Source organism: Kitasatospora sp. NPDC091276, assembly GCF_040684355.1.
Classification (GTDB): Bacteria; Actinomycetota; Actinomycetes; order Streptomycetales; family Streptomycetaceae; genus Kitasatospora.
In genome coordinates this window covers 93040-113353 of the sequence record NZ_JBFBFU010000006.1, presented here as the reverse complement: position 1 = coordinate 113353, position 20314 = coordinate 93040, and the positions used below count along the sequence as shown (strand labels likewise).

At 70.1% G+C, this 20314-nt stretch carries 20 protein-coding genes; 7 read left to right on the top strand and 13 right to left on the bottom strand.

Annotation, left to right across the window (positions count from 1 at the left end; translation table 11 throughout):
- Positions 1-24 precede the first annotated feature (24 nt).
- The 4 genes from dnaE to AB0O19_RS09695 all read right to left on the bottom strand — a co-directional run bounded on the left by dnaE (position 25) and on the right by AB0O19_RS09695 (position 5481).
- A complete protein-coding gene (dnaE, locus tag AB0O19_RS09710; protein ID WP_363618910.1) occupies positions 25-3558 on the bottom strand; it encodes a DNA polymerase III subunit alpha in 3534 nt (1177 codons plus the stop codon).
- 129 nt (positions 3559-3687) lie between these two features.
- Positions 3688-4686: a hypothetical protein gene (locus AB0O19_RS09705; protein ID WP_363618909.1), complete on the bottom strand. Its 999-nt coding sequence runs from the start codon at positions 4684-4686 to the stop codon at positions 3688-3690.
- A 169-nt stretch (positions 4687-4855) separates the two neighbouring features.
- Positions 4856-5122 (bottom strand): hypothetical protein, encoded by a 267-nt coding sequence (locus tag AB0O19_RS09700; protein ID WP_159398403.1) that lies wholly within the window; start codon positions 5120-5122, stop codon positions 4856-4858.
- A complete protein-coding gene (locus AB0O19_RS09695; protein ID WP_363582853.1) occupies positions 5122-5481 on the bottom strand; it encodes an ATP-binding protein in 360 nt (119 codons plus the stop codon). Before AB0O19_RS09695 ends, AB0O19_RS09700 begins: the two co-directional genes overlap by 1 nt.
- Before the next feature lie 218 nt (positions 5482-5699).
- Between AB0O19_RS09695 and AB0O19_RS09690 the strand changes: the two genes are divergently transcribed.
- The 3 genes from AB0O19_RS09690 (at position 5700) to AB0O19_RS09680 (ending at position 7007) form a co-directional block, all read left to right on the top strand.
- On the top strand, positions 5700-6548 hold the full coding sequence (locus tag AB0O19_RS09690) for a helix-turn-helix transcriptional regulator (RefSeq protein ID WP_363618908.1): 849 nt from the start codon (positions 5700-5702) through the stop codon (positions 6546-6548).
- Between the two features lie 10 nt (positions 6549-6558).
- Positions 6559-6750, top strand: a complete 192-nt coding sequence (locus AB0O19_RS09685) for a DUF397 domain-containing protein (protein ID WP_363618907.1) — start codon at positions 6559-6561, stop codon at positions 6748-6750.
- Between the two features lie 65 nt (positions 6751-6815).
- Positions 6816-7007: a DUF397 domain-containing protein gene (locus tag AB0O19_RS09680; RefSeq protein WP_363618906.1), complete on the top strand. Its 192-nt coding sequence runs from the start codon at positions 6816-6818 to the stop codon at positions 7005-7007.
- A gap of 146 nt (positions 7008-7153) precedes the next feature.
- Here the strand turns inward: AB0O19_RS09680 and AB0O19_RS09675 are convergent, their stop codons facing one another.
- Both AB0O19_RS09675 and AB0O19_RS09670 read right to left on the bottom strand, forming a co-directional pair.
- Positions 7154-7531: a nuclear transport factor 2 family protein gene (locus tag AB0O19_RS09675; protein WP_363582862.1), complete on the bottom strand. Its 378-nt coding sequence runs from the start codon at positions 7529-7531 to the stop codon at positions 7154-7156.
- A gap of 200 nt (positions 7532-7731) precedes the next feature.
- On the bottom strand, positions 7732-8463 hold the full coding sequence (locus AB0O19_RS09670) for an SDR family NAD(P)-dependent oxidoreductase (RefSeq protein WP_363618905.1): 732 nt from the start codon (positions 8461-8463) through the stop codon (positions 7732-7734).
- Between the two features lie 94 nt (positions 8464-8557).
- On the opposite strand from AB0O19_RS09670, the gene AB0O19_RS09665 reads away from it, so the two are divergent.
- Positions 8558-9409 (top strand): LysR family transcriptional regulator, encoded by an 852-nt coding sequence (locus tag AB0O19_RS09665; protein ID WP_363618904.1) that lies wholly within the window; start codon positions 8558-8560, stop codon positions 9407-9409.
- Positions 9410-9802: 393 nt separating this feature from the next.
- Here the strand turns inward: AB0O19_RS09665 and AB0O19_RS09660 are convergent, their stop codons facing one another.
- Both AB0O19_RS09660 and AB0O19_RS09655 read right to left on the bottom strand, forming a co-directional pair.
- The gene (locus tag AB0O19_RS09660) at positions 9803-10708 is read right to left on the bottom strand and encodes a sterol desaturase family protein (RefSeq protein ID WP_363618903.1); all 906 of its coding nucleotides are present in this window, start codon (positions 10706-10708) and stop codon (positions 9803-9805) included.
- Positions 10709-10865: 157 nt separating this feature from the next.
- A complete protein-coding gene (locus AB0O19_RS09655; protein ID WP_363618902.1) occupies positions 10866-11588 on the bottom strand; it encodes a hypothetical protein in 723 nt (240 codons plus the stop codon).
- A 428-nt stretch (positions 11589-12016) separates the two neighbouring features.
- Here AB0O19_RS09655 and AB0O19_RS09650 point away from each other — a divergent pair, with 428 nt between their 5' ends.
- Positions 12017-13069: a HEAT repeat domain-containing protein gene (locus AB0O19_RS09650; protein ID WP_363618901.1), complete on the top strand. Its 1053-nt coding sequence runs from the start codon at positions 12017-12019 to the stop codon at positions 13067-13069.
- 34 nt (positions 13070-13103) lie between these two features.
- Here AB0O19_RS09650 and AB0O19_RS09645 read toward each other — a convergent pair whose 3' ends face one another.
- Complete coding sequence (locus AB0O19_RS09645) at positions 13104-13352, bottom strand: hypothetical protein (RefSeq protein WP_363618900.1); 249 nt, start codon at positions 13350-13352, stop codon at positions 13104-13106.
- A 305-nt stretch (positions 13353-13657) separates the two neighbouring features.
- Between AB0O19_RS09645 and AB0O19_RS09640 the strand changes: the two genes are divergently transcribed.
- Positions 13658-15652 carry a ricin-type beta-trefoil lectin domain protein gene (locus tag AB0O19_RS09640; RefSeq protein WP_363618899.1) on the top strand — a complete coding sequence of 665 codons (1995 nt, stop codon included), beginning with the start codon at positions 13658-13660 and terminating at the stop codon, positions 15650-15652.
- 81 nt (positions 15653-15733) lie between these two features.
- Here the strand turns inward: AB0O19_RS09640 and AB0O19_RS09635 are convergent, their stop codons facing one another.
- Complete coding sequence (locus tag AB0O19_RS09635; protein WP_363618898.1) at positions 15734-16327, bottom strand: TetR family transcriptional regulator; 594 nt, start codon at positions 16325-16327, stop codon at positions 15734-15736.
- 138 nt (positions 16328-16465) lie between these two features.
- On the opposite strand from AB0O19_RS09635, the gene AB0O19_RS09630 reads away from it, so the two are divergent.
- A complete protein-coding gene (locus AB0O19_RS09630) occupies positions 16466-17422 on the top strand; it encodes an SDR family NAD(P)-dependent oxidoreductase (RefSeq protein WP_363618896.1) in 957 nt (318 codons plus the stop codon).
- Positions 17423-17494: 72 nt separating this feature from the next.
- On the opposite strand, the gene AB0O19_RS09625 is transcribed toward AB0O19_RS09630, so the two are convergent.
- The 3 genes from AB0O19_RS09625 to AB0O19_RS09615 are packed head-to-tail and all read right to left on the bottom strand — an operon-like array spanning position 17495 to position 20294.
- A complete protein-coding gene (locus AB0O19_RS09625) occupies positions 17495-18088 on the bottom strand; it encodes a hypothetical protein (RefSeq protein WP_363618895.1) in 594 nt (197 codons plus the stop codon).
- On the bottom strand, positions 18085-19485 hold the full coding sequence (locus tag AB0O19_RS09620; RefSeq protein ID WP_363618894.1) for a hypothetical protein: 1401 nt from the start codon (positions 19483-19485) through the stop codon (positions 18085-18087). Before AB0O19_RS09620 ends, AB0O19_RS09625 begins: the two co-directional genes overlap by 4 nt.
- Positions 19482-20294, bottom strand: coding sequence for an ABC transporter ATP-binding protein (locus tag AB0O19_RS09615; RefSeq protein ID WP_363618893.1), 813 nt, complete (start codon positions 20292-20294; stop codon positions 19482-19484). Before AB0O19_RS09615 ends, AB0O19_RS09620 begins: the two co-directional genes overlap by 4 nt.
- Positions 20295-20314 lie beyond the last annotated feature (20 nt).

The window sequence follows — 20314 nt, the reverse complement described above, 5'->3', positions numbered from 1 at the left end:
CCCCCGGGGGGATCGGTCACCGGCTCAGCCCGCCAGGCAGCTCGGCCCGAGCAGTTGCTTGAGGTCCCCGAACAGCGCCGGGTCCGACTTCACCCGGTGCCGGTCCAGCCGCAGCACGGTCGTCTTGTTCCGGCCCTCCAGCCGCACCCGGACCTCCGTGGTGCCCCGGTGGCTGCCCAGCACCTCGCCGAGCCGGGCGATCAGCGGCGGGGTGATCTTCACGCTCGGGATGTTGATGACGATCGGCGCCTCGGCGTGCGCGTTCGACAGGTCCGGGACGGACAGCTCCATCCCCATCAGTCGCGGCACGTCCTCCCGCTTGTCCAGCTTGCCGCGCACGAACACCACGGCGTCCTCGACGAGTTGGGCCGAGACCAGCTGGTAGCTGGCGGGGAAGAACATGCAGTCGATCGAGCCCGCGAGGTCCTCGACGGTCGCGATCGCCCAGGCGTTGCCCTGCTTGGTCATCTTGCGCTGGAGGCCCGAGATGATGCCGCCGATGGTGACGATGGTGCCGTCGGGCCGTTCGGCGAGGTCGGCCACCGCGCAGTCCGCCTTGTCGGCGAGCACGTGCTCGATGCCGTGCAGCGGGTGCGAGGAGACGTACAGGCCGAGCATCTCGCGCTCCTGGGTGAGCAGGAAGGACTTCTCCCACTCCTCCTCGGAGAAGACGACGTCGAGGCCGAAGCTGGGCTCGTCGGAGACGGCGTCCCCGCCGAACAGGTCGAACTGGCCCTCGGCCTCCTTGCGCTTGACCCCGACGACGTTGTCGATCATCGGCTCGAACTGCGCGCTGAGGCCCTTGCGGGTGTGCCCGAGCGAGTCGAAGGAGCCCGCCTTGATCAGCGATTCGACGGTCCGCTTGTTGCAGACCACCGACTCCACCTTGTCGAGGAAGTCCGGGAAGGAGCTGAACTTCCCCTTCGACTTGCGGGTGCGGATCATCGACTCGACGACGGGGCCGCCGACGTTGCGGATCGCGGTGAGGCCGAACCGGACGAGCGTGTCACCGTGCGGGGTGAAGTCCGAGTCCGACTCGTTGACGTCCGGCGGCAGCACCTGGATGCCCATCTTGCGGCACTCGTTGAGGTAGATCGCCGACTTGTCCTTGTCGTCCTTGACGGACGTCAGCAGGCCGGACATGTACTCGGCCGGGTAGTTCGCCTTGAGGTAGGCCGTCCAGTACGAGACCAGCCCGTACCCGGCGGTGTGCGCCTTGTTGAACGCGTAGCCGGAGAAGGGGACCAGGACGTCCCACACCGCCTGGATCGCCGCGTCCGAGTAGCCGTGGTCCCGGCAGCCCTTCTGGAAGGGCACGAACTCGGCCTCCAGGATCTCCTTCTTCTTCTTGCCCATGGCCCGGCGCAGCAGGTCGGCCTGGCCGAGCGAGTAGCCGGCGAGGATCTGGGCGGCCTTCTGCACCTGCTCCTGGTAGACGATCAGGCCGTACGTCGGCTTGAGGATCTCCTCCAGGGGCTTCTCCAGCTCCGGGTGGATCGGGGTGATCTCCTGCTGGCCGTTCTTGCGCAGCGCGTAGTTGGTGTGCGAGTTGACGCCCATCGGGCCCGGTCGGTACAGCGCGAGGACGGCGGAGATGTCCTCGAAGTTGTCGGGCTTCATCAGCCGCAGCAGCGAGCGCATGGGGCCGCCGTCGAGCTGGAAGACGCCGAGCGTGTCGCCGCGCGCCAGCAGTTCGTAGGTCGGCTTGTCGTCCAGGGGCAGATCAAGCAGGTTGATCTTGATGCCCTTGTTCTTCTCGATCGCCTTGACGGCGTCGTCCATGATCGTCAGGTTGCGCAGGCCGAGGAAGTCCATCTTGAGAAGGCCGAGGCCCTCGCAGGTGGGGTAGTCGAACTGCGTGATGGTGACGCCGTCGGTGTGCCGGGTCCAGACCGGGATGTGGTCGGTCAGCGGCTCGGCGGACATGATGACGCCGGCCGCGTGCACGCCGGGCTGGCGGATCAGGCCCTCGATGCCGCGCGCGGTGTCGATGACCTTCTTCACGTCCGGGTCGGTCTCGTACAGCCCCCGGATCTCGCCGGCCTCGCTGTAGCGCGGGTGGCTGCTGTCCGTGATGCCGGACAGCGGGATGCCCTTGCCCATCACGTCCGGCGGCATCGCCTTGGTGATCCGGTCGCCCATCGCGTACGGGTAGCCGAGGACGCGCGAGGAGTCCTTGATGGCGGCCTTCGCCTTGATGGTGCCGTACGTGACGATCATGGCGACCTTGTCGGATCCCCACTTCTCGGTCACGTACCGGATCACGTCACCGCGCCGGCGCTCGTCGAAGTCGATGTCGACATCGGGCATGGAGATGCGCTCGGGGTTGAGGAAGCGCTCGAAGATCAGGCCGTGCGGGATGGGGTCGAGGTCGGTGATGCCCATCGCGTACGCGACCAGCGAGCCGGCCGCCGAACCACGGCCGGGGCCCACCGCGATGCCCTGCTGCTTGGCCCACATGATGAAGTCGGCGACCACGAGGAAGTACGCCGGGAACCCCATCTGGATGATGGTGTCCATCTCGTACTCGGCGAGCTTCTTGTGCTCCTCGTCGTACCCGCCCGGGAAGCGCCAGTCCATGCCCTTCCACACCTGGGACTTGAAGAAGTCCGCCTCGGACTCGAAGCCCTCCGGGATCGGGAAGCGCGGCATGAGGTTGCGGAACTTGAACATGCCCTCGGTGTCGACCCGGGAGGCGACGAGGAGCTGGCTGTTGCGGCAGCCCTCCTGCCAGGCGTCCGAGGAGTCCAGGGCGTACATCTCGGCGGCCGACTTGATGTAGTAGCCGGTGCCGTCGAAGCGGAAGCGGTCCGGGTCGGAGAGGTTCTTGCCGGTCTGCACGCAGAGCAGCAGGTCGTGCGCCCCCGCGTCGGCCTCGGTGGTGTAGTGCGAGTCGTTGGTGACGACCGGGGGGATGTTCAGCTTCTTGCTGATCTCCAGCAGCCCGTCGCGGACCCGCTTCTCGATGTCGAGGCCGTGGTCCATCAGCTCCAGGAAGTAGTTCTCCTTGCCGAAGATGTCCTGGTAGTCGGCGGCCGACTTCACCGCCTCGTCGAACTGGCCCAGGCGCAGCCGGGTCTGCACCTCGCCGGACGGGCAGCCGGTGGTGGCCATCAGGCCGCCGGACAGGTCGGAGATCAGCTCCTTGTCCATCCGGGGCCACTTCACCAGCCAGCCCTCGGCGTAGGAGCGCGAGGTCAGCTTGAAGAGGTTGTGCAGGCCCTCCTTGTTGCGGGCCCAGATGGTCTTGTGGGTGTAGGCGCCGGAGGCGGAGACGTCGTCCCGCTTCTGGTGCGGCTGGCCCCACAGGATGCGCTTGGTGTTGGAGCGGGACTCCGGCGCGACGTACGCCTCGATGCCGATCACCGGGGTGATCCCGGCGGCGGTCGCCTGCTTGTGGAACTCGGCGGCGCCGTACATGTTCCCGTGGTCGGTCATCGCGACGTGGGTCTGGCCCAGCCGCTCGACCTCCTTGAACATCTGCTTCAGCCGGGCGGCACCGTCCAGCATCGAGTACTCGGTGTGGACGTGCAGATGCGCGAACGGCTGATCGCTCAAGGCGGGGCCTCCGGAGGCGAGTGCGGGTCTGGTGGGCCGGCGAACGCGCAGGTCACAGGGGGTGCCTGGAAACAGATGTGGCCCGAACCACCTCACGGGGTCCGGACCATCACTCACGCGTTCACGCGTCTACTCTAGCTCCCCTTCGGAGGCGGCTCCCTCCCGCTCGGAGCCTCCCGAGCTCAGCCCGGCGAGTCGCGCCCCGGCGGCCTCGCGGACCTCCGGTACCTCCATCGGGTCGTCCCGCAGGTGGGCGAGGCGTTCCCGGACGTGGGGGCGGTCGGGGGCGTGCGCGACGGCCAGGAGGCGGGCGTCGGCCTCGCAGTCCCAGAGGCACTCGGTGTACACCTCGGCCAGCCCGGCGGGGGCGACGGCGGCCAGTGCCTCCAGGTAGGCGGGGCGCTCGGAGGAGTGCGGCGTCCACAGCCAGAAGCGGCGCAGCAGCGACGCGGCCCCGGCCGCTTCGGGGCCGAACTGGGCCAGGCCCCGGGCGGTGTGCATCGGGCCGCACCACTCCTGGGCCGCCCACTGCCGCTCCAGCTCGCCCGTCGCCATGGACGGATCACTCGCGCCGCCGCCGTGCTCCGGCAGCAGGGCAGGCGGGCTCGCGCTGTCCCGCTCGGGGGCCGGGTCCGTCGAGCCGCGGGGCCCGCGGGGGCCGCGGGGGCCACGCCGCCGGCGTACGTCCTGCCCGTCACGGACGTCCTGCCCGGCCGCCAGGTCCTCCCACCACTGGGGCGGCCAGACCACGGCCACCGACTCCAGGACGGCCACCCGGTGCTCGCCCTCGCGGACGTGGGTGCGGAGTGCGTCCCGGGCCTCGGCGGAGCCGCCGAGCGCCAGCAGCTCCAGGACTCCGGTGGCCCGCAGGCAGGTGTCCTCGTCCCCGGTCAGCAGTTCGACGATCGGTCCGACCGGCAGTTCCAGGTCCCGGACGAGCCGCGCCAGGTAGAGGTGCCGGTCGTCCACCTGCCGGTCCCAGCGCCAGTCCCAGCGGATGCACCCGTAGACCAGGTCGGCGGCTGCCGCCGGGTCCTCCGCCGCCATCTGCGCGCCCAGGCCCCGGCCGCGCTGCAACAGCCCGGGCAGGGTGCCTGCCGGGGCGTACTCGTATCTCCGCTGTGCCACGTGCCCAATCGTCCCTCAGCCCCCGACGGCTGGGCGGCGGGGGCTGGGGGCGGGGGTGGGGGTGGGGGTTAGGTGTCCTCGTCGGGCGGGGTCGCGCGGAGGGCGGTGATGACGCCCAGGACGACGGTGGCGATCGCCAGGGCGAGGAGGACGGCGAAGGCGGTGGCGATCAGGAAACGCACGAGTCGTCGCCTCGTTCGGCGGCGAGGAGGAGGGAGAGGAGGTTGAGGAGAGTGGAGGCGGGGGCGGCGTTGAAGCGGACGAGGATGCGGCCGTCGATGGTCTTGTCGGTGGTGGCCGAGGGCCAGATCAGGCCGAACCTCCGGCCACGCTCCTGGACTTCGGCGAGGAGCGTGTGGATGTGGTCGTCGGTGTAGTGCCGGATCCGGGGGTCGGTCGGCAGCATGGGGCGACGGCGCGGGAGGGGGAAGGACATCAGGCGGCGTCCAGCTCGAACCACACCATTTTGCCGCGTTCCTGGGGGTCCACGCCCCAGCGGTGGGTGAGGCCTTCGATGAGTTGGAGGCCCCGACCGGACTGGGCGAGGGGCGCCGGCTCCTGCTTCTTGGGGAGGTCCGGGCTCTCGTCGCTGACGGACACCCGGAGCGTGGGGCCGACAGCGAGGATGAGGACGAGCGGCGCGGGGGTGCCGCCGTGCCGCCAGGCGTTCACGAGCATTTCGACGAGCGCGAGTTCGGCGTCCGCAGTGGCCGAGGGCGAGTACCCGCAACGACCCATCGCGTCCCGGAGGGACTGGCGGGCGATGGCGAGGGAGGGCGTGTTGAGGTGACGCATGGGAGTTCTCCCGAGGCGTGATGGTGAGGGAAGAACCGGCGGGCATGCCGCCGAAAGCCCATCAAGAGGGCTTTATTGACGATCCGTCGGATCGCCATGACGCCGAACATACAGCAGCGACATCACGTGTGATCCCAAATCCGGATAGGTTCATCCTCAAGTGGACCCCGCGCCCAGCAGCGCGGCAGACTTGGGACACATCGGCGAGGAAGGAACCAATGCCGCCACGACTCAACCCGACGCTCCGCCAACGCCGCATCGGCACCGAGCTTCGGAAGATGCGCGAGGCCGCCGGACTGTCGACCACGAAGCTGAGCAGAGCGCTTGGCATCGACAGGACTCAGGTCAGCCAGATGGAGTCGGCCAAGGTCGGCGTAAGTCCAGAGCGGCTCCGTTCCTTCGCCGCCGCCTGCAAGTGCATGAATCTGCCCCTGATCGAAGCCCTGGAGTCCATGCTCCAGGACCGCTCCAAAGGTTGGTGGGAGGAGTATCGAGGAACCCTCCCCGACGGGTTCCTCGAAAACGCGGAGCTGGAGAAGACCTCCCACGAGCTCATGATCTGGGTCCTCACCCACATGCCGGGTCCCAGCCAGACCATCAGCTACGCCTCGGCAGTCTTCGGGCGGGTGATCCCTCCGATCCCCCGGCATGAACTGGAGGCCCGCATCGCGTTCAGAATGCAGCGCAAGGCCGACCTGCGTCGCAATCCGAAGCCGCTGACTGCCTTCATCTACGAATCGGTACTGTGGACGAGGTTCGGCGGCACCCAGGTCCTCAAGGATCAACTCGCCACCTTGCTCGAAGACTCCGAGCTTCCCTGGATGACCATTCGAGTCGTTCCGTTCGACGTCGAGACCTTCCCAGGTGCCGCCGAGAACCTCACCTATGCATTCGGCGCGATCCCTGAACTCGACACCGTCGAGCGGGAGTCTTCCCAAGGCCCCGAGTACCTCGATGCCGTCAGCGAGCTGACCAGCTACCGGCACATCTTCGACCGCACCGAAGCAGCGGCGCTGAGTGAGGTCGAATCTCGCGACTTGATTCGCAAGGTCGCACGAAACCTATGAAAGGCCCGACATGACCGACACCGAGTGGCAGAAGTCTTCCTTCAGCGGCAACGTCGAGAACTGCGTCGAGGTGCGCACGGCCAACGGGGCAGTCGAACTCCGCGAGTCGGACGAGGGCCATGTCATCATCCCCACCACCCCCGCCCACTTCGCCGCCTTCCTCCAGGCCGCCAAATCCGGCGAGTTCGACCACCACGCCTAGACACACCGCAGCGCAGGAAGTCGGCCAACCCGACTTCCTGCGCCGAACAACCAACGGGATCCCAGATGACCGACACCAACTGGCAGAAGTCCAGCTACAGCGGGGCTTCCAACGAGTGCATGGAGATCCGCACCGCCGACGGCCTGGTCGAACTCCGCGAGTCCGACCAGGGCCACCTCACCCTCCCCACCACCCCCGCCCACTTCGCCGCCTTCCTCCAGGCCGCCAAAGCCGGCGAGTTCGACCACCACGCCTAGGGCTGTGACAGCGTAGGTTCGCCGCTGGGACCGGCGCCCCCTCGACGCCGCAGCCTGACCGACCGCGAACCGCAGCCCCGGAGTGCCGAAAGGGACAGGTTCACGAGAAGGACAGCGGCAGAAGGACGGCTCAGGAGGCGGACGGCTCAGGAGGCGGACGGCTCGATCTCCCCCGCGAAGACGATGACCTGGTCGATGAGGCTCCGCCGCAGATGGACGACGTCCGTTCCCGCCAGGCGGGGGCCTCCATCCGGCGTGGTGAAGACCCACTGGTACCGGGCCCACTCGCCAGGCATGTCCACCGCCGAGCAGCGCGCCATCGTGCCGGCCCCCGCCGGGTGGCGCCGGATGTCCAGCACGAACTGCTCGACCGCCGCGATTCCTTCGCTGCGACCCAACGGCCCCCAGAAGACCACGTCTGAGGTCAGGGCCTGGGAGAGCAGGGCAGTCACATAGCTGTCGTCCGAGGCGTTGAACGCGGAGATGAACGTGTCGATCGCGGAGCGTGCCGTCTCTTCCTGCATGCCCCAGTAATACCAGCCGTTGCACGTGCGCTCGCCCCGCGAGCCGCCTTCCGATCACGTCGGACCATCCCGGTCACAGCACTGGACACACCACAGCGCAGGAAGTCGGCCAGCCCGACTTCCTGCGCCGAACAACCAACGGGGCCCCGGATGGCGCGGGCGAGGCGGCCTCACCCCGACGGGTGAAGCCGCCGTACGCATCACCAGGGCACTACGCCGGCGTCCTCGAAGAACTGGCCGGTCGGGCCGTCGTCCGGCAGGGTCGCGAGCTTGATCGCGATCGCCGCGCCCTGTTCGGGGGTGCGCACGCCGCGGAAGCCGTTGAGGTCGGTCGCGACGTAGCCGGGGCAGCCGACGTTGATCAGGATGTTCGTGCCGCTCAACTCCCGGGCGTACTGGAGGGTGACGGCGTTCAGGAACGTCTTCGACGGCGCGTACGCCACGGCCACCGGACCCGCCGTCTGCTCGGCAGCGGCTCCTGACTGGCGGGTGAGGGAGCCGACGCTGCTGGACATGTTCACGATCCGCGGTGAGGCGGAGCGGCGCAGGAGCGGCATCATCGCGTTGGTGACGCGGATGACACCGATCACGTTGGTCTCCACGACCGTCCGGATGGTGGCGGGGTCGACCCGGGTGGGCTCCTGCGGCATGCCGCCGGTGATGGCGGCGTTGTTGACGAGCACGTCGAGGCGCCCGGCCCGTTCCTCGATCAGCCGGGCGGCGGCGGTCGCGCTCGCGTCGTCGGTCACGTCCAGCGGTACGCCGAACGCGTCGACGCCGGCGGCGCGCAGCCTCTCCACCGCGGCCTCACGGCGCTGGTCGTCGCGGGCGCCGACGCCGACGCTCCAGCCGAGCGCGCCCAGGCCCGCGGCGATCTCGTAGCCGATTCCCTTGTTCGCGCCGGTGACCAGCGCAGTCGTTCGTTCGCTCATGGGGCCATGCTGCCGTCGGCCCCCGGTCGGGGTCCAAGACCGATCGGGTCGACACCGATACCGTCCGGGTATTGATCCGGAGTACCGTGACCGGATGGAGACCCGGGAACTGCGCTACTTCGTCGCCGTCGCCGAAGAGCTGCACTTCGGGCGCGCCGCGCAGCGCCTCGGGATCGCGCAACCGCCGCTGTCGCGGGCGATCCAGCAGCTCGAACGACGGCTCGGGGCAGCGCTGCTGGATCGGACCAGCCGTACCGTCACGCTGACGGAGGCCGGCTCGGTCCTGCTGGTCGAGGGCCGGGCGGCCCTGGAGGCGGTCGACGCCGCCGAGCGTCGGACCCGCCGCGCCGCCGCTTCCCCCACCGGCCGCCCCGGCCTGGTCCTGGTCACGAAGGCCAGCGCGTCCAGCGAACTGCTGGCGGAACTCCTCGACGCGTACGCCGCCGAACCCGGCGCGGTCCCCGTCGACGTCATCCTGTGCGGCCCGGCCGAGCAGGCACGATTTCTGCTCGAAGGCCGGGCCGACGTGGCGCTGCTGCACCGGCCGTTCGACTCGACGGCCAGGCTCCACACCGAAGAACTCGGCACGGAGGGCCAGGTGGTGGTCCTGCCGGCCGGGCATCCGCTCACCGCCCGGGACCACGTGCACATGGCCGACATCACGGGGCTGCCGGGCCTGCCCCTGCCACGCTGGCCCAACCCCGACGGCACCTACCCACCCGGCCCCGGCCCCCAGGTCCGCGACCACGCGCAGCTGTTGCAGCTCGTCGCGCTCGGCCGGGCTTGCGCGGTCTCACCGGAGTCGTGCCGAGCCCGACTGCACGGTGACCTCGCGGCCGTGCCCGTGCTGGACGCGCCGAAGGTCACCACCGTGATCGCCTGGCCACCGCACAGCCGGTCCAGGGCCGTCGCCGACTTCGTCCGGACGGCGACACGTCTCCGGTAGTTCCGACCTGCCCGGCCGGGTTCCACCTGTCGTGGCCCGGCTCGACCGTCACCGGACATCGCCGTCACGACGAGCGGAAGTCCCAGCCGGTGGAACTCCCGTGCGACCGTGGACGATCACCGATCGCCGAGGACCAGGGGTGAAGGCAGCCGCCTCCGCGACGCCTGTCGAAGTTGCGTTTTCCCCGGCCCAAGTGGCCTCTTGCACCGGCCATTGCGGGGGCCCCGAACAGGTGACGGATCGCGAGACGCCCCACGCGCAGGAAGTCGGCCGGCCCGACTTCCTGCGCCGAACAACCACCGGGGAACAACCCACCACCCGCCGCCAAGCAGCCGAAGCCGGCGAGTTCGACCAGCGCTCCCCAGTGCCGCTCACGCGCCGCCCGCCGCGGGATCAGGCGCTGCCCGCCTTTTCCTCGACCAGGACGGCGCCGGACGCCGCTCCGGTCTTGCGCAGCGGAAGTTTGGACCAGCGGAAGGGAGCCAGCAGCAGGCCGAGGTAGGAGTCCGGCAGCCGGACCTGGTCGGCCAGGCCGATGTCCTCGGGCGGCATCCGGTCAGCGGGCAGGTAGAAGGTCCCGAACAGCAGATCCCACAGGACGACCTTGCCGCCGAAGTTCTTGTTGGCTTCGCGCAGGTCCCTGGAGTGGTGCCAACGGTGCCCTTCCGGTCCGGGCACCAGGTAGTTCAGCGGGCCCAGACGGACGTCCATGTTGGAGTGCATGGTGACGCCGTGGCAGTTGTAGAAGGTGAGGAGGATGATCAGGCCGGAGAGGCTGTGCAGCGTCCACCCGGTCAGGGCCAGCGGGAAGACGATCGCCACGTCGTCGAGGAAGAAGTCGATGGGGTGGAACCGGGCGGAGTTGAGCCAGTAGAGCCGCTCCGAGCTGTGGTGCACCGCGTGGAAGCGCCAGAAGACCCGCGAACCGTGAATCCAGCGATGCATCCAGTAGTAGAAGAACTCTCCCACCAGGAGCGCCAGCGCGGCCTGGGCGACGGGAGGCCAACTCGTCGGCCACAACGTGCTGTCCAGCTCTTCGGAAAGCAGGACGGATCCGGCGAACAGGACCGAGAGGAACAGCGGCTCGATCAGCCGGGCGACCACCAGAAGGGCCACCAGACTGGAGGTGGCGTCCGAGACGACGTCCTTGCGCGAGCGGTTCCAGCCCTCGTAGAACGGCTGGACCCGCTCCAGGACGGCCACGTACACCGAGGCGAACAGGGTGACCATCGGCACGATGGCCCACTGCGGGAACGAGGTGTCGACCAGGGTGATGGATGCCCCGAGTGTCAGCGCCATGAGGATCGGATAGCTGAGATAGCGGATGGTGAAACGCAGGGTTCTCCGCGCGCCGCCGAGTTCTGTTTCCGTCGTTGATTTCATTCCTGATCTCCCCGTGGATCTTCGGACTTCTTCAGGCTTCTTCTGCACCCCTCCGCGCGGGACGGGCAGGTACCTACTGGCTTCCGGCGATCTGCTGCCATATCCGGACCGGCCCCAGCGGCGAGAATCCGTTTGCCTCGGCAGCCGCCAGCTCCGCGTCTCGCTCGTACCCGACCAGGTCGATTCCCGATGCCTCTTCGTGAGCACAGGAGATGAGACCGGCCCATGTCCGGGGAGATTCCCCCGAGGGTCCGAAGACGTTCGACACCCCCGCCACACCGTGGCTCAGGTGGAGCACGGCTCCCGCCACCAGGCCGTCGCCCGAGAATCCCCCGAGGAAGATCACGCCGTCATCGAGCAGAAGGGTTTCGGGGAACGTGTTCACCGACGTGTCGCCGCCCGCCCATGCCCGCTCCCACGTCCGCAGCTCATCGGTGCCGGTGATACGCCGCCACCGCTGGTCGGCGCCGTCCCGTGACGCCACCTGCGCCGGGGCCGCGGCTGCGGCCGGCCGGTGGATCCACTCCGCCTCGATGAGAATGCGATAGTTCCCCGGGAGGAGGTCGGCGTTGGCGAAACTGTCCTTGACGAAAAGCGGCCCCAGCGGCGCCTCCCGCAGTACGTCGAGAACCTCCGAGCCGGACATCGACGGGCTCAGGATCACCAGGTTCGGGTAGTACGTGAGACTCTTCTTCAGATTCACCCACGCGACGTCGGAGATCTCTCCGGAGAACCCGTGCGCCCGACACATCGCCTCGCACCAGGACGAGTTGTTCCGGGCGGCGGCGAGCAGCATCGGTGCCACCGGAGGGGCGGCGGCCGGAGCCCGGCCATGGCCGAACCATCTCGCCGCGAAGGCCGCGACCGAGCGAACGGATCGGCACCAACGGACCCACAACCTCGTAACGTCCACCAACTCCCTTTCGTCAAGGCCGACTCCGCAGCCGGCCGGCTTCCGCACCGCCGACCCTTGGAAAGGGATGGGTCCTGTCCGGAAAATCCCCTGACGACCCAGGCCGAGCGCCTTCAACGACCTTCTTGCACATCGGTGTTGCGCGGCGCTCCGCTATGATCACCCCTGCTCATGACCACGTCAAGATCCTTCCCGAGGGCACCTGCGACACCCGCACACGCCCGCCGGCGTCGACGCGTCCGTGAGCCGGAAGCGCGGTCGGGCCGACAATTCCCGCGCGCACTCGCGGTTTCGTGCACCAGAATGCCCGCATGGAAACGGACACCGTGGCGGAACTGGTCACGCGGGCACTGTCGGCAATGCGCGCCATCACCGCCTCGGACGATCCGGACGACCACGACGGCTGGAACGAGTACTCACCGCTGCTGTGGCGGGCGGCCGCCGACGAGGCGGCGCTGCCGCTCGGCCTGGAGCTGATCGGTTCGACCGATCCGATCGAGCGCACGGCGGGCTGCGACCTGCTGCGCGACACCAGCTATCACCACGAGGCAACCCGCGCCGGGACGGCCACCGCACTGGTCGCCCTCGCCCAGCGGGAGACCGACGACCACGTGCTGCGGGCCCTGGCGCGCGCGATCGAGCAGACGCACGACCCGCGCGCCGTCCCCGTCCTCGTCGCCCTCTCCGGGCATCCTGACGCCGAGGTCCGCGAGGGGGTGGCCCGCTCGTTCGCGGAGGTCCTCACCGGCCTGCCGGACGGGCCGGACATCCACACCCTCATCAGGCTGACCCAGGACCAGGACCCGCACGTCCGCGACTGGGCGACGTTCACCCTCGGCGTCCAGTCCGCGGCGGACAGCCCCGCGATCCGGGCCGCGCTCTGGGAGCGGACGGCCGACGAGCACGACGAGACCCGCACGGAAGCGATCCACGGACTGGCCAGTCGGCACGACCCCCGCGTCGTCCCGCTCCTGGCCGAACTGATCGGCAGCCCCGAGGGCGCACACGCCCTCACGTTCAGCGCGGAGCCGATCACGGGCGACCCCGAACTCCTGCCGCCCCTCCCGGAGTACGAGCCCGGCGACGACTGGACCACCGACGCCGTGAACGCCTGCAACCCGGTCCGGCGGGCCCGCCTGGACGCCTTCGCCTGGGAACTGGTCTGCACGCTCCACCGGCTCCGCCCCGACCTGGACGCCGCCGTCTCGATGGAACGCCGCGGCTGGGGCCGCTCCCTCGACATCCACGCCGCCTCGGAGCCGACGGGCTACGACATCGAGGCGCTGCTCACCCGCGCGGACGGCGACCCCGCGCGCGCTGCCGAACTGGTCTCGACCGACCTGCCGAGAATCCAGCCCGACTGACACCTCGCCCCTTTCGGGAGCCGAGACTTCGGGTCTAGCCCTCGGCGCCCCTGCCGCTCAGGAGGTCCGCGATGCGCGCGTCGACCTGCTCGCGGTCGTAGCCCCGCCGCACGATCTCGAACGCCGGCGGGGGTGGCGGCGAACCGGCTTCGGACAGGGCCCTGAGATAGAGGTCGACCTGCTGGCGTTCGTAACCACGCCGCACCAAGTCGAAGCCACGGAACTCTGGCGATGCTGACACTTCGCGGGTCCTCCAACCTTCGGTGTCCACGTTCGTCGTCATGACACGGGCTACAGCAGCCCCGGTGCGGCCACCGGTGATCACCGGCGTGGCCGCGGCTCCCACCCTAGACTCTGCCCACCGACAGGCGGCGTCCGATGTCCTGATGGCCCGAACTCCACCTCCGCCACCGGAAGTCGGTTGACGGATCATCCGGCATTCGGGTTCATCCGAAAACCCGCCGGCCGGGGTGGTGTAAAAAGGCGTCAAGACTCTCGATCTCGCCATATGGATTCCGTATGGAGTAGCGGGGCGGAGGATTCCGATGCCTACGATCCATCTTTGCCGAGTAGAAAGATGGATCTGACATGAAACCCCTGTCCCGCCTCAAACGCGCCCTGGCCTGCGGAATCGCCGCAGTCGCCGGGGTCGCCGGCCTGACCGTGCAGGCCCAGGCCGCGGAGTCACCCCTCCACGCGGACAAGACCTGCGGAACCCCGGCCTCGGTGGGCGGCGGCAACTGCATGACCGCGCTGATCGGCTCCGCCTTCGACACGATCAGGCTCATGCGCAACGCCGCCAACCTCAACAAGCTGGACAACGCGGAGTTCACCCAGAGCACCGCATCGAAGTTGAGCGCGAAGTTTCCCGGGTTCAACGTGATGGTGTTCAAGACCGTGGGCACCGACCTGTATGACACCGAGTGGTTCAAGAACGAGTACAAGTCCGACATGAAGGGGGTGTTGATCGACACCACCTACAAGCTCAACCATTTCATGGACAAGGAGAAGAAGGAGCCCTCCGGCTACGACATATTCCGGATCTGGGTCTTCCAGGGGGACTCGACCATCCGCAACCGCGGCGACGGCGGTTACATGAACTGGGCGTTCATCGGCAATGACGGCGACACCGTCAAGAAGGAGCCGTGGACCTGCCGGGCGGGCACCGCGCGGCCCTACAAGTGCGACGGCGACGTGCGCACCATCCACTTCCCCGCGCGGTCCGGCTACGGCACCAGGACCGGCAGCCTGACCCCCGACTCCAGCCCCGGCTACCACGCCTGCCTGGACGTCAACGGCAACGGCAACGCGAACGGCACCCCCGTGCAGATGTGGGAGTGCAACGGCAGCGACGCCCAGAAGTGGACCTACAACGGGTACAAGCTCCAGGCCGCCAACGGCAAGTGCCTCGACCTGGAGGCCAACAAGACCGCGAACGGGACCAAGCTCCAGGTCTGGGACTGCCTGGAGATCCCCGGTCAGCGCTGGAACATGTCGGCCAGCGGCGGTTTCCGGCACATGGCGGACATGGACGACCGGTCCAAGGACGTCTGCATCGACGACTTCAACGGCCAGACCGCCAACGGCAGCACCGTGGCGGCCTGGGCCTGCGGCTCCGAGGACAAGCGGGACGCGCCCAACCAGAACTGGGCCTGGGGCGGCACCCCGCCGACCACCAACCCGCCCACGCCCGGCGGAGGCGGCGGCGGCAACGGCGCCGACGTGACCCTGAAGCTCGACAACGGCCTGGGCGCCGTCCCGGTCAACGGCTCCGCCGGCGCGTCGGTCGTCGCCGGGATCCGGGGTGGCAACGAGTCCAAGTGGAAGCTCACCCCGGTCGGCGGCGGTCGCTACCGGATCACCAGCTCGTACGGGCTGGAACTCACCGAGAACGGCAACTACATGGCCGAACTCCAGCCGTGGAGCAACTCCTCCCAGCAGAAGTGGGAGCTCGTCGGAGTCGGGAACGGCAAGTACCAGATCCGGATCTCCGACGACGACTGCCTCGCCCACGACGCCGACTTCAAGCAGCTCGGCGTGTGGACGTGCAAGTCGGGCTGGCAGCAGGCGTGGGTGCTGGAGTCCGCGTCCGGCGGCGTGATCACCCCGACCGACCCGACCAACCCGACGAAGCCGGACCCGAAGCCCAAGCCGGACCCCAAGCCGAAGCCGGACACCAAGCCGACCGTCCCGACCGAGCGGCCGCTGTTCCTGAAGCTCTCCAACGGCCTGGGCGCGTCGGCCCCCACCGAGACCTCGACCTGGGGCGCCCCGATCGTGGGCGGGATCCTGGGGTACAAGGGGTCCACCTGGACGATCAAGCCGCTGGGCGGGGACCGCTACCGGATCGTCAACGACCTCGGGTACAACCTCACCGAGAACCCCGAGACCTACGTCGCCGAGCAGCAGGCGTGGGGCAACACCTCCAACCAGAAGTGGGAGTTCGTCAGCCTCGGCAACGGCAAGTACCGGATCCAGATCGGCGACGACGACTGCCTCACCCACGACTCCGACTTCAAGCAGCTCGGGGTGTGGAGCTGTGAGGGCGGCTGGAAGCAGGAGTGGTCCTTCCAGCTCCTCTGACCGACCCGGCCAGGCCGTATCAGGCCAGACCGGAGTCACGGCGAAGGGCGCCGGCCGCACGGCCGGCGCCCTTCGCCGTTCTCAGCGGGCGCCCCGCCCGGAGGCGGCGTGGTAGCGCAGGCCGTCCATCAGGAGGTCGAGGAGGCGTTCCATCCGGGCGTGGTGCTCGGGGGTGGTCGCGGCCATGGACAGGCCGCTGAGGCTGAACAGCACGTCCTCCGGTTCGACGTCGGCGCGCAGCACGCCCGACTCGGCCCCGGCCCGCAGGAGTTGGGTGATCGCGGCGGTCAGCATCGCGCGGCTGTGCGAGAAGGGGTCGCTGCCGGAGGCTATGAGCGCGCGCAGCGCGTCGGACATCCCGCGCTTGGTGGTCATGTAGCGGACGAAGCCGTCCATCCAGGCGCGCAGCGCGGCGTCGGGCCCCCTGCCGTCCAGCAGTTCCGCGGCGGAGTCGCACAGCTTGGCGAGTTCGCTGCGGTAGACCGCCTCGACGAGTTCCTCGCGGGTGGCGAAGTGCCGGTAGAGGGTGCCGATGCCCACGCCGGCCTCCTTGGCGATCGCCCCGAGCGTCGCGTCCGGCCCGTCCTGGGCGAAGGCCCGCGCGGCCACTTCGATCAGTCGGTCGCGGTTGCGGCGCGCGTCGGCGCGCAGCGGCCGGGGGTCGGCGGTGGTCACGGCTGGTCCTCCTCGGGTTGCAAACGGAGGATGCTCCGCTTAGCCTGGAGACATGCGGAGGGCCCTCCGGTTTCCACTCTACCGGCCGCCCCCTCCCGCGCACCCCCAGCTCCGGTCACCCAGCCAGACGGGAACATCATGAACGCCAACACCCCGCGCCTCACCACCCCCTTCGGCGCCGAGTCCACCGCCGCCGAGGTCGTCTCCGGCACCGACCTGACCGGCCGCCGCACCGTCGTCACCGGCGGCGCCTCCGGCATCGGCGTCGAGACCGCACGCGCCCTCGCCTCGGCGGGCGCGCAGGTCACCCTCGCGGTCCGCAACCTCGACGCCGGCGCCCGCACCGCCGAGGACATCACCGCGACCACCGGCAACAAGGACGTCCGGGTCGCGCCGCTGGACCTCGCCGACCAGGCCTCCGTCGCCGCGTTCGTCGCCGCCTGGGACGGGCCCCTGCACATCCTGGTCAACAACGCCGGCGTGATGGCCTCGCCCGAGCTCCGCACGCCGGAGGGCTGGGAGCTCCAGTTCGCCACCAACCACCTCGGGCACTTCGCGCTGGCCACCGGCCTGCACGCGGCCCTGGCCCGGGACGGCGGCGCCCGCGTGGTGTCCGTCAGCTCCAGCGCCCACCACCGCTCCCCGGTCGTCTTCGAGGACATCCACTTCCGCGAGCGCGCCTACGATCCCTGGTCCGCCTACGGCCAGTCCAAGACCGCCAACGTCCTGTTCGCGGTCGAGGCCGCCAAGCGCTGGGCGGCGGACGGCATCACCGTCAACGCCCTGATGCCCGGCGGCATCCGGACCGCCCTCCAGCGCCACGTCTCCGAGGAGGAGCTCGACCGGCTGCGCGCCCAGGCCGCCAACGGCGCGGAGCTGCTGTGGAAGACCACCGAGCAGGGCGCGGCGACCTCCGTCCTGCTCGCGGCCTCACCGCTGCTGGCGGGCGTCAGCGGCCGCTACTTCGAGGACTGCAACGAAGCCGTCCGCGGCGAACTCGGCGCCCGCAGCGGCGTCGCCGAGTACGCCCTCGACCCCGAGGCGGCCGCCCTGCTCTGGCAGGTCTCGCACGACACCCTGGGCAGCCGCGACTGACGGTCCGCGGCAGAACGCCCCGCGCTCCGCTCCCCGACTCACCGAGGGGAAGCGGGGCGCGGGGCGGGCCCGCTACTTGCGCGGCCCAGCCAGGGCGTAGAGCCCGGCGCCGGTCACCAGCAGGGCCACCGCGGTCCAGGTGGACGCCTCCGTGCCAGGGGGGTAGGACATCCAACCGAACGCCTTCCCCACGGTGTTGGGCGGCAGCGGCGGAGAGAGGACGGCGAACGCGAGCCACACGGTCGGCAGGGTCCAGGCGAGGTGCGCCCCGCACAGCACAGCCCCGAACGCGGCCAGGCCGGCCAGGCCCGCGGCGTCCCGGAGGACGACCTCGGTGGGGGCGAACCTCGGCCCCGCCGCCTGGACCGCCAGCAGCGCCGCACCCGCGACCACACCGATCAGCAGCGCGTGCGCCGCCCGGCGGGGCACCCACCGGATCGCGGCCGTCCTGTCCAGTGCGGGGTCCTGCCCGCCGAGCCCGACGGAGCCGGCCGCCACGCTCGCGGCGAGCACGAAGTACACGATCGGGTTGATCGCGTCCGCGTCCATCGCACCCGTGCCGCCGCCGCCCCGGTTGAAGGCCCACACCACCAGCGCGGTGAGCGCGACCGCGGCGGCCGACGTGGACACCTGCCGTGAACGCGCGTACAGCATCAGCCACCTCATCGCGACGCTCCCCCGGCCAGCTTCGTGACCTGCTTGTACCCCTCGCAGGAGAGCGCGGCGGCGTGCAGCTCGACGATCCGCGAGCGCTGCTCGGCCGGCGGCAGCGCCATCAGCTTCTGCCACGCGACGTCGGCCTCCGCCCAGGTTTCGAGCGCGTACCGGCTGGTGCCCTTCTCCTGCAGCGGTTGGAGCTGGGGGTCGTGGAGGGCCCAGCTCACGGCGATGCTCTGGGCGGGGATGTCGTGGCTCCCCCCGCCCTCCTTGTCGTTGTCCGGGTAGCAGCTCGGCGCCAGGCCCCTGGCGATCAGCGCGCGGGTCAGTTTCTCGCCCTTCGCATCGGCGAGCATCCGGTCGTTGAAGTCGACCAGCAGCACGTCTGCGGAGAGTTCGCGCGCCGCGGCGAGCTCGTGCAGCGCGGTGTCCTCCCGCACCGAGGCCGGCGCCTTGTCGCCCAGGGCGTCGTGCAGCACGCGCATCGCGTCCTTGCTGCGCAACGCGAGCTCGGTGAGGCGCGAACGGCTCGCCTGCGTCACGCACACCGGCCCGTCGCACACCAGCGCCGCGGCGGCCTTGTCGACGACGTAGGTGTCGCGCGCGGCGGCCGGGAGGACCAGCAGGGCCAGGCCCAGGCCGGCCAGGACGGGAGTCACCGCGAGCAGCCGGGCCCGGCGGGTCGCGGCCGCCAGCAGCGCGAAGCCGGTGGCGAGCAGGCCGAGCAGCCAGAGCGTCTGGCCGAGGTGGACGGAGCCGGACAGGGTCAGCAGCATCTGCCGCGGCTCCACGGTCGCCGGGGACAGCTGGGCGAACCGGTTCGACACCCTGCCCGTCGGCACCGCCCCTTCGTTGTTCATGCGCAGGAACAGGCCCGTCCCCACGAAGACGACCACCACCAGGGCCGGCGGCGTGAGGGCGGAGGGCAGCGCCCGCGCGACGCCCATGCCGAACACGGCGCCCGCGACCAGGGCCAGTGCCGCCACCAGCGAGATCGGCAGCCAGCCGAGGGCTGCGTAGGTGGTCGGACCGGCCGCCACCTGGGCTCCGCCCACCAGGACCAGCAGACCGAAGCCCACCGCCGCGGCGAGCCCGATCGCACCGGCCGGCAGCGCCGCACGGCGCCAGGCCGGCAGCGGCGTGGTCGACAGCAGCTCGGTCATCCGCGAGCGGGATTCGCGCAGCCCGTACACCGCCCCGATGCCGATCACGAACGGCCACCAGTAGGCCAGCAGGGACCGGGTCCACATGGCCATGGTGGTCCACTGGGCCGTCCACCCCGCGGTGCCGTGCCACCAGAACGCGTCGAACGGGAAGAAGACCGCCAGGCTCCCGGCCAGCACGACGATGCCGGCCCACGGGGCGGCGGAGCGCCTCAGCTCCGTCCGCAGCACACGTCCGTTCACCAGGCGCTCCCCTGCTGGCCGGAGTTGCGGAGCAGCGCCGAGTAGCCGCGCTCCAGGGGGCTGTCGCCCGGGTGGTCGGGGCTGCCGGCCGCACCCAACTCGTCCGGCGTGCCCTGGAAGACGAGGCGGCCGTCGGCGAACAGCACCACGTCGGAGCAGGCGGCCGCGACGTCCTCGACCAGGTGGGTGGAGACGACCACGCAGGTGTCGCGGCCCAGGTCCTGCAGCAGCTCGCGGAAGCGCAGCCGCTGCGCCGGGTCCAGGCCGGCCGTCGGCTCGTCCAGCAGCAGCACCGCGGGGGAGTTGACGATGGCCTGGGCGATGCCGGCCCGCCGCACCATGCCGCCGGACAGGGTCTTCATCCGGTGGTCGGCGCGGTCCGCCAGGCCCACCCGTTCCACGGCCCGTTGCACGGCCCCGGGGATGTCCGCCTTCGGCACCTCCTTCAGCCAGGCCATGTACTCGACGAACTCGCGCACCGTGAAGCGCTTGTAGTAGCCGAAGTCCTGCGGCAGGTAGCCGATCTGGCGGCGCAGGGCCCGGTGGTCGCCCACCCTGCCCCCCAGGGAGGTGCCGAGCATCTCCAGTTCGCCCTCGGTGGGGCGCAGCACGGTGGCCAGCGTCCGGATCAGGGTGGTCTTGCCCGCCCCGTTGGGCCCGAGGAGCCCGTGGGCGCCGACGCCCAGGGACAGGTCGAGCCCGTCGACGGCCATCTTGCTCCGTCCGACGCGCACCCTCAGGCCGCTGGCCCGGATCTCCCAGGCGTAGGTCTTCGGCGCGGTGTCGGCCGCGCTCGCCGTATACGTCATGCGATGGTCCCTTTCCAGGG